The sequence below is a fragment of the Fusobacterium sp. genome (assembly GCF_030528405.1).
Lineage (GTDB): Bacteria > Fusobacteriota > Fusobacteriia > Fusobacteriales > Fusobacteriaceae > Fusobacterium.
This window is the reverse complement of sequence record NZ_JAUMYY010000018.1, coordinates 21,367-33,763: the sequence shown is the minus strand read 5'-3', so window position 1 is coordinate 33,763 and position 12,397 is coordinate 21,367. Positions and strand designations below refer to the sequence as shown.

The window sequence follows — 12,397 nt, the reverse complement described above, 5'->3', positions numbered from 1 at the left end:
CAGAATATCTTTTTTCATCATACTCCAAGTTCCTCATCTGCTCTGCTATTCTATTAATTTTTATACTAATCTCACTCAGTTGACTCTCTAAAAATTCATTTCTTTCCTCTATACTTAAAAGTTCTTTTTCTTTTTCTTCTAATAATTTTTTAGTATTCTTTTTATTTTCATCAACTTCCAAATATTTTTGATTTAATAAATCTAATTCCTGTCTATAATTCCCTATTTCACTTTGGCTGCTTGCAATCCTTTTATTTGTTATTTCTATATCATTTACTACATTCAATTTTTGAAGTTCCAAATCTCTTCTTTTCTTGTTTTTACTTTCAATTGAAATTTCAATTTTCTTTTTCTCTTCTTCAAGTTTTGATATATTTTCTTCAAAGTCCTTATTTTCAATTTCCATTTCTGCTATATTTTTTTTAAGACTTTCTTGATTGAGAAAAGCTTCCTCTAAATCACTTTTTTTAACTTCTATTTTAAGAATTATATTCTTTCTAGTCTCTTCTTTTGAATTTCTTTCTTTTTTAAAATTCTCTATTCTTTCTGAACTTATTGCCTTTTCTTTTTCCTTTTCAGAGATTATATCTCTCAAATCTTTATTTCTTAAGCTTATATTACTTATTTCTTTTCTGACTTCTTCTTTTTCAAGTTCAATAAAATTTAATCTATTTTTAGTTTTTTCAAATTTTTCTCTTATTTCACTACAAGATATTTCAAGCTTGCTTTTAAATTCTTCATTATCTTTAGCCTGTTTTTCTTTTACTACAAGCTCAGTTAAATATATACCTTTAGCTAGAGAATTTTTTTCTTCTCTTAAATTTAAAAATTTTTGAGCTAGTTCAGCCTGCTTCTCTATCTTATTCTTATTTTCCCTAGTTTCATTGAGAATAATTTCTACTTTATCCAATTCATTCTCAATATTCATTAAATTTTTAAGACTTTCAGTTTTATTAGCCTGCAATTTTTTTATTCCTGCTGCCTCTTCTATAATACCTTTAACTTCCTTAGCAGAGGAGTTGATTATTCTTTCTACTTTGCCTTGCCCTATAACAGAATATGCAGTTTTTCCTATCCCCGTATCTAAAAATAGGCTGCCTATATCCTTAAGTCTAGATTTGATATCATTTATTAGATATTCATTCTCACCAGAAAGATTTATTCTTCTTGTAATTTTAACTGTTTCACTGTCTATATCTAAATATCTGTCTTCATTATCTATATAAAGTGAAACTTCTGCCTTATTCATAGCTTTTTTTTCTTTTCCACCAGAAAAAATTACATCTTGACTTTCTTTTGCCCTAATATTTTTGTATGACTGCTCACCTAAAACCCAAAGTACAGCATCAAGAATATTAGATTTCCCACTACCATTGGGACCAACAATAGATGTAATTCCTCTGTTAAAATCTATATATACTTTCTCACCGAAAGATTTAAAACCGTCTATCTCAACTGCCTTTAAATACATTTAAACTCCACTTTTTATTTCAAATATCTAACAAAACTCTGTCCAATATCAAGATCAGATAAATAAATTTAACAAAAAACCTTATTTTTTAATAATTAGCAATATAGTATACCACAAAATAAGTTAGTACACTACTATAAAAATTTTATATCAACTTTTATTTTTTCTAAAAAGATGTTACTATTTAATTATTAAATTTATTAGGGAGGTAAAAATGAAAAATATAGAAATAAATACTTTTTTAGACTATAAATTTCTTTCTAATTTAGACTTTAATCCAGAGGGAACAATATTTGCTTTCACTCTGGCTGAAGCAGATTTAGAAAAAAATAACTATAGGCATTCCATCTGGACATATAATTTAAAAACTAAAAAATTTAGAAAAATTACTCATACAAATAAAGAAAAAAATTCTATTTGGTTAAATAATGATATAATACTTTTCAGTTCCGACAGAAATGAAAATTTACAGACTAAAATTAAATCTGGAGAAACTTGGACTAGTTTTTTTGCAATAGATATAGCAAATGGTGGAGAAGCTTATGAGTATATGAAAATTCCTGTGCAAGTAAGTGCTATAAAAAAGATTGATGAGAATAATTTTATATTGACTGCAAGCTTTGATAACAACTCTTTAAATATAAATAATTTGAAAGGGGAAGAGAGAGAGAAAGCAATCAAAACATTTGAAGAAAACAAGGACTATGAAATAATTGATGAAATTCCATTTTGGTTTAACGGACAGGGATTTATTAATAAAAAAAGAAATAGATTATATCACTTCAACTCACTTAATAATGAACTTACTGCAATTACTGACGAATTAACCAATGTTGATTTATTTAACTTAAAGGATAAAAAAATAATTTTTATTGCTGAAAGATATAAGGACAAATTACAAAGTACTAATTATGTAGCAAGCTATAATTTAGAAAGCAAAGAATTTAAATATATTTTTGAAGATGGAAGATATAATTTTAGTTATGCCAATTTTATAGAGGATAAAATAATTTTGGCTCTTTCTGATATGAAAAAATTTGGAATAAATGAAAATCATCAGCTTTATATTTTTAATGAGGGGAATTTGGAACTGCTACATGCAAATGATACTTGGCTTGCTAATACTGTCGGTAGTGACTGTAGATTGGGTGGAGGTAAAAATTTCAAAATAGTTAAAGATAAACTTTATTTTATTTCAACTTTAAATGACAGCTCCTATCTAAATTCTCTTTCTCTTCAGGGTATGCATAAAATATTAACTGAGGATGAAGGTTCTATAGATTGTTTTGATGTAGTAGATGATAAAGTTGTATATATAGGTATGCATAACTATAGATTACAGGAGATTTATGAGTTAAAGGATAAAAAATCTGAAAAACTAAGCACTTTCAATGATAAAATTTTAGAAAATTTTAAAATTTCTTTGCCTGAAAAATTTATTTTTGAAACTAATGGAGATAAGACAGAAGGATTTGTAATTAAGCCTGTAAATTTTGAGGTTGGGAAAAACTATCCTGCTATACTTGATATACATGGAGGTCCAAAAACTGTTTATGGTTATGTTTTCTATCATGAAATGCAGGTTTGGGCAAATATGGGATACTTTGTTTTCTTTACTAATCCACATGGCAGTGATGGAAAAGGCAATGTCTTTGCTGATATAAGAGGTAAATATGGTACCATCGATTATGAGGATCTAATGAATTTTACAGATTTAGTCCTAGAAAAATATCCTGTTGATAAGAATAGAATTGGAGTAACAGGCGGTTCTTATGGCGGTTTTATGACCAACTGGATTATAGGGCATACTGATAGATTTAGCTGTGCTGCTTCACAAAGGTCTATCTCCAACTGGATTTCAAAATTTGGAACAACTGATATAGGCTACTATTTTAATGCAGATCAAAATCAATCTACACCGTGGATAAACCACGATAAACTTTGGTGGCATTCTCCACTTAAATATGCAGATAAAGCTAAAACTCCTACTCTTTTTATACACTCGGAAGAAGATTACCGATGTTGGCTTCCAGAGGGGCTACAGATGTTTACAGCACTAAAATATCACGGAATTGATGCCAGACTTTGTATGTTTAAAGGTGAAAATCATGAACTTTCAAGAAGTGGAAAACCTAAACATAGAATTAAAAGACTTCAAGAAATTACAAATTGGTTTGAAAAATATCTAAAATAAAAATTTAAAAAGCCATTACATATTATTAATTAAATTTTTATAAAATTAAAAATATATGCAATGGCTTTTTAATTTATAACTGCTTATTTCTTACCATTTATACCCAACTTTGGCTCCTATTTCTATATTATCAGTAGCAGAGTTTTTCATATATCCACCTTCTATTCCATATAATATCCCTGAATCTCTTATTACATCATAACCTAAGGATATTTTTATAAAATTATTTTTTTCCTTATCTCCACTTATTTTAAAAGAACTTGTTGAGTTATTAATCTTTCCAACTAAATCCTTATTATTATATCCATGTAAACCTCTTACTACGGATATTCCTCCTCTCATCTGACTTAACATACCATATTCGTATAATTTTTTTGTTAAATCCAGTCCAACTTCTGCAGTTAGGTATTGGAAATTTTGCCTATTTACACTGATATCTGCTCCTGTTTCAGAATTTTCTTTCATAGCTCCTTGATTTATATATTGATATGACAATTTAGATTTAAGTCTCAATGAAATTTCTCGAGGAAGTTGATAACTGTATACAAAACCTAAATAGCTATCCAGTCCTTTTATTCTTCCTTTACCTGTAAATTTTAATGTTTGATATTTATTTTTAGCTATCCTACTCACTTCATATCTTCCATTTTGTATTGCCATTCCACCTATAAGATTAAATGAAGAAGCAAATTTTTTATTTAAGTAAGTTCCTAAGTAAACAGTATCATTCTTGGAAGCAGTTGATTCAAGAGGACCTTCATTCAGTTTTGTTCCAAAACCCCCAAAAATAATTCCTCCCTGTAGATCGTAATCTAAATCTCTACTTACTAACATATACATACCAGATATATTTCCTTTGATATCTTTCTTCACTATTCTATTTGTAAGAGAACCTCCATAGTGCATATTCCCTTGCCCAAGCATATTTGCTTCATTGTGAAATGCTATCATAGAAAACAATTGCATTTCATCTCTGGCAAATTTATTTAAACGACTGTAGATATTTTTTTCAGTATATTGCTTTGCCATCTTCTTAAACTCTAACAGTGCTTCTTCTTCTCTTGTGCCACCTTGTAGTGTTTTTTTATTAGTTGTTGTAAATGTTCTTGCAAAAGTTCCTAAAGAATCACTGTTTTTTAAGCTCTTATAAAATTCCTCATATTTTTGATCTAGTCCTTCTATACTATCTTTTATTTTAACTATCGCTATTGAATTACTTCCATCTTTTGTGGCTTTTTTATTCTTCCAATATTCATCAGATTTTATTGTTATCAAATCCTTCTCTTGCCTATCATTAAAGAGTCCTTCTTTTATTTCAAAGCTCGCCTTGCCTGCCTTTATTTCCTCTGGACTTGCTTTTCTTGTAGGAACTGTTATTTCATGTGCTATAGAATCAGAAACTACTTGCATAATATCCGTTCTCATTCCTGTATCCGTTGAATAAGTATATTCCATAGCTCTTCCCAAATTTATAATTTCATCTTTATTAAAGTTAGCTACCATAAACTGTAAAGCCCTATCCTTAGTTTTTTCTGAACCTTTTGTCACATCATTAAAAAGCATTTTTTGATCTGAATTATAAAGAGCATGGTGAATTAATTCACCTTTTTCATTTCTGGCTTTCTGTGTTTCTGTATCATTTTTTTCAACTTCAAAGGCAACCGAATATCTCCCTGAACGAGAGGTCTTTACATCATCATTAAAATGAGTTCCTACTAATAACTTTGTTACATTTTTTAACTTTGCAGAAGGAGCAAAAACAATATTTGTTCCCTCACCCGTAACTGCCTCTCTTATAGATAAAATATTATAACCCTCTCCTAAGTCTACAGTTCCTTCAACTCTTCCTTTTCCACGAAATTCTATATATTTAGCCTCTTCAATTAAACTAAGTTTTCCTTCTGCGTATATACCACTTCCATGTCCATCTTCTTTTATGTATAAACCTTCCCATTTTTTATCAAAGGCTACTCTCGGATCTACCTCTGTTTTTAATTTATAAAGTTCTTCTATTTCTGCTAATATAGCCTTGTACTTTGGATTACCATTTATTTTTGCATAATCTAAACCTAATGATAATTTATGACGACTTATATATATGTCATAGTCAAACCATCTATCAATGCCTCTTAATTTTCCTTCTATTTCTTTTATTCTTTTTTCTTTCACCTCAGCTGGGACAGAAGAAGCTTTCTCTAATTTTTTTAAATCTTCTTCGAAAGCTTGTTTAGAATAACTTTTCTTTGCTTCCTCTAAAGATTTTCCTGCTTTAATTTCAGCTTCTATTTTTTTATTATAGTTCTGCCATTCCTTTGTATCTGTTAATTTTTTACCTTGTACGAGTACTCCTTTTTCTATCACTGACTTCTTATTGTCTACATAGATACTTCCATCTGTACTTAAAAAATAAGGATATCTTTTACTATTTTTAAATTCTTCATATAAGCTTATTTCAGTGAAAACTTCACCACGCTCATCTATATTAACATTCCAAAAAATTTCATTACCATCTGTATCATACAGTTTACCATTTTTTATTACACTATCTATTTTCATTTTATCTTTCAAATGATTTTTTAAATGTTTTACAATTTCATCATTAGTCTTACCTTTATAATTTTTTTCATATTCTTCCTTACTTATTGAAGTATAAGCATTTTCATTTGTTCCCTTTATTTTTTCTTGAAATATATATCCTCCATCGACTAATGTTCCTTTATTTTTCTTAGTTTCTTCTTCAAAAGCGTTTGTATCAAGAAAAATTAAGTTCAACATTCTGTTACCATTTCCAAAATAAAATCTTTTATCTGCTGTTCTAAGCTCTTTATTTATAGTATTTTTAGTTTCAGAATCTAAATCTTCAAGCTCATTTATACTATAAAATTTCTTTTTATTGGCTTTTACTAATCTTTTTTCTTCGTCCAACTGAGCCATAGGAATAAAATTTGCTTCTGATAAAAGAGGCTTTCTCTTTCCTGTTAAAGGATCTATTCTCTCCTCACTTGTTTTAGTAAAATTATTTATGCCTTTATTTTTTAATAATACATCTTCATAAGCTCCATTCTCATAAGTTCTCTCAACCTTGTAACTTGCTAGTAGGTTTGTACTTATTAATAAAGATGTTATAAAAAATAATTTATATCTGTAGTTTTTCATTTTCAATATTCCTCCGATTACAATTTTATATAAGATTAAAATTTAGCAGTAAAGCCCATATAAAAACTTCTTTCAGCTGCTGGAAGAGCTTGATAAGTACTCTCTCTTAAATTATATTTTTTTCCTGTTAAATTTTTTGCTCCCACTCTAAATGTTGAATAGGCATCTGTTTTATAGGTCGCTACAGCATCAATTATTCCGTAAGAAGGAACTCTATATTTTATACTTTCATCTTTAGCTGTCATCTCTTTTATTTCCTTTTCTCCAGTGTAAACATAGGTCAAACCTAAAGAAAATCTCTCAGTGAAATCATATTTTATACCCAAAGTAAATTTAGTTTTAGGAGTCAAAGGAACTCTATCTCCGCTCTTAATATTTGCTTTTGTATTTCCTTCTTTTACTTTCGCATCTACATAAGTAAAAGATTGGCTTAAGCTTAAATTTCCAAATTTCTGTTCTGCTCCTATTTCAAAACCCATTCTTCTAGTTTTTCCTATATTTTTATATTGCCATCTCTTAATGGCTGGATTTGTTACTCCACTTTCCAACAATACAATTTCATCTTTAGTATCTGTCATAAAAGCTGAGGCACTTAAAAAAGTTCCAAATATATAATCTCTTATTCCCAACTCAAGGGTATCAACAGTTTCAGCTTTTAAATTGTTATCCTCATATATAGAAGCTATATTTGCAACTGGTTTTTTTATTTTCTTTTCTTCCTCTTTTCCTATTGCTGTTCCTGCCTGGTTTTTTCTCACCAAATCTGTATCTGGAACTTTATCTGTCAATTGAGAAGGAAATGGGCTTACAAAACTTCTTTCATATCTTACATAGATATTACCTAAATCACTGTATTTATATAGAGCTCCTACTTCTCCTGAGTAGTTCTCCATACTTCTATCTGTCTTTATAATATTTTCTTTCGATGTTATACCTGGAACTTTATTAGGACCATTTTTTCTAATACCTTGAAAATTAGTAAACTCTCCTCTAAGACCTGTGGTTATGTTAAACTTATCCGTAACATTAAATTTATTGAAGGCATAAATACCATGAATCTCTTTAGTCATATTTATGTTTATTTTATTTGTAACTGCTGAACTATCTCTATTTAAAGGTGAAATTGTACCATATTGATCAATATAAGTTTTTAAAACATCTGAACTTACATCTGAATCTCTTTTCATATTTGCCTTTAAATAATCATAGCCAATCACTAACTCTCCTTTAGCATAGTCATATTTACCTCTCAATTTCGCTCCCTTTTTAGTTTCATTAAAAGTTGCAAACATATGCGAGTGCACATTATAGAAATTGTATTCCAATGCTGTAGCTCCCAAGCCATATATATGTATAAAAACATCATCTATACTCTCTGTATTTAATTTTCTTTCCTCTTCTTGTTTATACAGAGTTGCAAGAAAAGTAAATTTATCATTAAATCTATGTTCATAATCAAGCATCTGACTATTATTTTTTGTTTCTGTATCTAAATTCAACCCCATTCCTCTTCTGTTAAAAGCAAGATCTGATTTGTACAATTCAGTAGTTCCATCATGAATATTTTTACTAGCTCTAACTTGAAATCTTATTCTATCTTGAGGGCTAAGCTTATAATCGAAACCTCCTATTATACTTTTTTCATCTTTTGATTCACCTATACGGTAAGCTTCACTATTTGTATAACTAAATCCATAATTTATATAAAGTTTTTTATTTAAATTTTGCCCTCCAGCAAATCCTATACTTCTGTTATCATATGAGCCATAATTTAAATCCAGAAAATAATTATTTTTAGTTGCATTGGAATTAGTACTTATACTTATAACACCACCCATTGAGCCACTACCATATAGAGTTGAACCTCCTCCTGGAATTATTTCTATCTTTCTTATAGCTTCAACTGGGATAGAATTTATAGGAACTGACGCCATAGCTTCTTCGTTTGGATTTATAGAAACTCCATCAACCATAACTTTTACTCTACTAAGTGCTCTATTTCCACTACCACGCATATCTATAACTGGACCAAAAGCTGTGCTTTGAACTGTAATTCCAGGTGCATCTCTCAATACTTCTTCCACATTTCTGTATTTTTTTTCTCTTATTTTTTCTTGAGTTATAATATGAACATTTTTATTTTCCCTTACAATGGGTTTATCAATACCAACTGCATTGATATTTGATTTTTCTAATTTTATAGTTTCCTCTGCACTAGCTAAAAAATGAATTGAAAATAATAACAAACTAAAAAATTTCTTTCTCATCCCTTCTCCTCTTTCTTAAAAATCTTAACTTAAAAAAAATATTCTTAAATAAGAATACTTTTTATATTTTAAAATTTTCTATTTTATTTTTATCAACCTATAGTAGATAGGATTATTTTATTTGTCAAATTTTTTTAGAAAAATATTTTTAAATTTTAACTTTATTTACTTCTAAACTTATATAAAGCATATTAAAAGCTTTGCTTTACAATATTTTTTTAAATTCAATTTATGATTTCTTAAACACTAAAAAAGAGGGGTCAGTACACACACAGCCCCTCTTATTTAAATTATATTTATTTTTTTAAAAGATTTTATGTATGATTTTTACAAACTCTTCTACATCATTTTCTTTTGTAGACCACGAACATACAAATCTTACTATCTTAAATTTGTCATTCATATTTTCTGGAGGAAAAGTTGAAAATGCAACATATTTTTCTAATTTTTTAATTTCTTCATCATTCATTTTTACAAATATTTGATTTGTTCCATCATCCACAAGCAATTCAAATTTTTTTTCTTTAAAAGCTGAAGATATTTTTCTTGCCATTTTATTTGAATATGTTCCAATTTCCTCATATAAATTTCCCTTAAACATTTCTAAAAATTGTAAACCCAAAAGTCTTCCTTTTGCAAAGAGAGCTCCTTTTTGTTTTACTGTATACTCTATTTCCTTTTTTATTTCTTCGTTTACTATGATAAGAGCTTCTCCAAATAAAAGTCCACACTTAGTTCCACCAACATAAAAAATATCACAATACTTAGCATAGTCTTCTAAATTTAAATCATTTTTTTCAGAACAAATTGCAGAAGCGAGCCTTGCTCCATCTAGATATAGATACAGTCCATACTCTTCACAAACTTTTTTTATCGCTTCTAATTCTTTTTTAGTATAAACAGTCCCCATCTCTGTAGCATTAGATATATAAACCATCTTTGGCTTTACCATATGATGATCACAGTGTCTTTCACATTCAAACTTTATTTCTTCAGGACTTATTTTATAGTTTTTTCCCTTAACTTCTATTATCTTATGACCTGTAGCTTCTATAGCACCAGTTTCATGAACAGAAATATGTCCTGTTGCACAGGCTATGACAGCTTCATGTTGTTTTAAAGAATGAGATATAGCTATTAAATTAGTCTGAGTTCCTCCAGGTATAAAATAAACAGCTGCTGATTTACAATTAAATTTTTTCTTTATCAACTCTCTAGCTTCAATACAAAACTTATCCTCTCCATAGCCCTCTGTTTCAATAAGATTTGTACTAATTAGAGTATCCAATATTTTTTGATGTGCTCCTGTACTATAATCATTTACGAAATTCAACATAAGATACACCACCCTTATTTTTAATATTTAAAATTTGAAATCTAACTGCCTAAAAGCCTCATATAGAATTATTACTGCAGAGTTTGATAAATTCAACGATCTACCCATTTTTATCATAGGTATGGTAATACAATTCTCCTTATTTCTATTCAAAATTTCCTCTGGTATCCCTCTTGACTCTGGACCAAACATAATAAAGTCGTCTGAACTATATTTGATATCTGAATAATTTTGTTTTGTCTTCGTTGTAGTATAATAAATATTTGCATTTTTATTCGCTTCTAAAAACTCTTCATAAGATTCCCATATTTTTAGATTTACTAAGTGCCAATAATCAAGACCTGATCTTTTTATCTGCTTTTCATCTAAAGAAAACCCAAGCGGTTTTATAAGATGAAGCTTAGTATTTGTTAAAACACAACTTCTACCAATATTTCCTGTATTATATGGGATTTCAGGATTAAGTAATACTATATTCATTTTTCCTCTTTTCACAGTTCTTCCAAATGACTTATATTTGAAAAATCTATTATATTGTATTTTTGATTTTCGTATTTCACTATTGTATAACTTGTATTCTTAGGAATTTTTTCATCTTTAAATTCAGAAATATCCTTTCCACTCAAATAATGAAATAGAGTTTTTAATGTTGCTCCATGACTCACTACTAAAACTCTCTCACAGTTCTTATTTAATTCAATAAATTTTTCTAGACCTCTTTTAACTCTCTCCCTAAGCTCCAAAAAACTTTCACCCTTATAAGGACTGGGATCGTAGTTTACAGGATTAATAAAAAAGTCTTCTTGTTGCTGAGGAAAGATTTTTTTAAATTCCTCCTGCTGAATACCTTCCATTTCACCCATTGAAATTTCATTAAACTCTTCAAAAATTTCTACTTCTTGTTCTCTGTCACCCTTAATATAATTTGCAGTATCATTTGCCCTTTTAAGAGAACTTGAGTAAAATTTATTGAAGTATATATCTTTTAATTTTTCACCTAAAAGCTTTGCTTGCTTTATTCCTTTTTCAGTTAAAGGAGAGTCTGATAAACCCTGAAATCTTTTTTCTGTATTCCAAACTGTCTCTCCATGTCTTACAAAATAAATTTCCATTGTTGTAAGCCTCCATATATTTTGTTATAATTATTTAAGTATAGTATAGCAAAAAAAAATTGATTTTAAAATAAGCACTAAATTTTATTTAATTTAGTTTTAAAAGTTATGGGGGTATATATGAAATTTTTAGGTGTCATTCCTGCAAGATATTTATCAACACGCTTAGAGGGCAAACCATTAAAAAAAATTCACGGACACACTATGATAGAATGGGTTTATAAAAGAGCTAAAAAATCTAATCTAGATGCTTTAATTGTTGCCACAGATGATAAAAGAATTTATGATGAAGTCATATCTTTTGGAGGTCAAGCCATTATGACAAGTCCAGAACATAGTAACGGAACTTCCAGAATAGCAGAAGTCTGCGAAAAATTAGCTGATTTTGATGTAATTATAAATATACAAGGTGATGAACCTCTTATAGAATTTAGTATGATTAACTGCTTAATAGATGCTTTCAAAGAAGATAACTCCTTACTTATGGCTACTTTAAAACATAAATTAACTGATAAAAACGAAATTGAAAATCCAAATAATGTAAAAGTAATATGTGATAAAAATGACTATGCCTTATATTTTTCAAGAGCTGTCATACCTTTTCCCAGAGAAAATGAGGGCATAAATTATTTTAAACATATTGGAATATACGCCTACAAAAGAAATTTCGTCATAGAATATTCTAATATGCCTATGAGCAGTCTTGAAAAAACAGAATCACTTGAACAATTGAGAGTTTTAGAGAATGGTTATAGAATAAAGGTCTTAGAAACTCAACATAGATTAATTGGTGTAGATACGGAAGAAAATTTAAAAGATGTTATAACATATATAGAAAAAAATAATATTGTTCTAGAATAA

Annotated in this window: 8 protein-coding genes; 2 read left to right on the top strand and 6 right to left on the bottom strand. The window is 28.4% G+C overall.

Features of this window, described 5'->3' with window-relative positions:
* The coding region (locus Q4A58_RS04485; protein WP_303116880.1) for an AAA family ATPase at positions 1–1,471 on the bottom strand (1,471 nt) is incomplete at its 3' end.
* Positions 1,472–1,685: 214 nt separating this feature from the next.
* On the opposite strand from Q4A58_RS04485, the gene Q4A58_RS04480 reads away from it, so the two are divergent.
* Entirely contained in the window at positions 1,686–3,665 is a 1,980-nt protein-coding gene (locus Q4A58_RS04480) for a S9 family peptidase (protein ID WP_303116879.1), read from the top strand.
* Positions 3,666–3,755: 90 nt separating this feature from the next.
* Here the strand turns inward: Q4A58_RS04480 and Q4A58_RS04475 are convergent, their stop codons facing one another.
* From Q4A58_RS04475 to Q4A58_RS04455, 5 genes are all read right to left on the bottom strand, one after another.
* Positions 3,756–6,821, bottom strand: coding sequence for an autotransporter outer membrane beta-barrel domain-containing protein (locus tag Q4A58_RS04475; RefSeq protein ID WP_303116877.1), 3,066 nt, complete (start codon positions 6,819–6,821; stop codon positions 3,756–3,758).
* 35 nt (positions 6,822–6,856) lie between these two features.
* Positions 6,857–9,088: a TonB-dependent receptor gene (locus Q4A58_RS04470; RefSeq protein WP_303116875.1), complete on the bottom strand. Its 2,232-nt coding sequence runs from the start codon at positions 9,086–9,088 to the stop codon at positions 6,857–6,859.
* 304 nt (positions 9,089–9,392) lie between these two features.
* Complete coding sequence (locus tag Q4A58_RS04465; protein ID WP_303116873.1) at positions 9,393–10,424, bottom strand: low specificity L-threonine aldolase; 1,032 nt, start codon at positions 10,422–10,424, stop codon at positions 9,393–9,395.
* A 27-nt stretch (positions 10,425–10,451) separates the two neighbouring features.
* The gene (gene trmL / locus Q4A58_RS04460; RefSeq protein WP_303116872.1) at positions 10,452–10,904 is read right to left on the bottom strand and encodes a tRNA (uridine(34)/cytosine(34)/5-carboxymethylaminomethyluridine(34)-2'-O)-methyltransferase TrmL; all 453 of its coding nucleotides are present in this window, start codon (positions 10,902–10,904) and stop codon (positions 10,452–10,454) included.
* An 11-nt stretch (positions 10,905–10,915) separates the two neighbouring features.
* Positions 10,916–11,536, bottom strand: a complete 621-nt coding sequence (locus tag Q4A58_RS04455; RefSeq protein ID WP_303116870.1) for a histidine phosphatase family protein — start codon at positions 11,534–11,536, stop codon at positions 10,916–10,918.
* Between the two features lie 120 nt (positions 11,537–11,656).
* On the opposite strand from Q4A58_RS04455, the gene kdsB reads away from it, so the two are divergent.
* Complete coding sequence (gene kdsB / locus Q4A58_RS04450; protein ID WP_303116869.1) at positions 11,657–12,397, top strand: 3-deoxy-manno-octulosonate cytidylyltransferase; 741 nt, start codon at positions 11,657–11,659, stop codon at positions 12,395–12,397.

Bases quoted from the DNA above. Each gene is read 5' to 3' on its own strand.
- Q4A58_RS04455 (WP_303116870.1), bottom strand. From the start codon at position 11,536: ATGGAAATTTATTTTGTAAGACATGGAGAGACAGTTTGGAATACAGAA.
- Q4A58_RS04465 (WP_303116873.1), bottom strand. From the start codon at position 10,424: ATGTTGAATTTCGTAAATGATTATAGTACAGGAGCACATCAAAAAATA.
- trmL (WP_303116872.1), bottom strand. From the start codon at position 10,904: ATGAATATAGTATTACTTAATCCTGAAATCCCATATAATACAGGAAAT.
- Q4A58_RS04480 (WP_303116879.1), top strand. From the start codon at position 1,686: ATGAAAAATATAGAAATAAATACTTTTTTAGACTATAAATTTCTTTCT.
- Q4A58_RS04475 (WP_303116877.1), bottom strand. From the start codon at position 6,821: ATGAAAAACTACAGATATAAATTATTTTTTATAACATCTTTATTAATA.
- kdsB (WP_303116869.1), top strand. From the start codon at position 11,657: ATGAAATTTTTAGGTGTCATTCCTGCAAGATATTTATCAACACGCTTA.
- Q4A58_RS04470 (WP_303116875.1), bottom strand. From the start codon at position 9,088: ATGAGAAAGAAATTTTTTAGTTTGTTATTATTTTCAATTCATTTTTTA.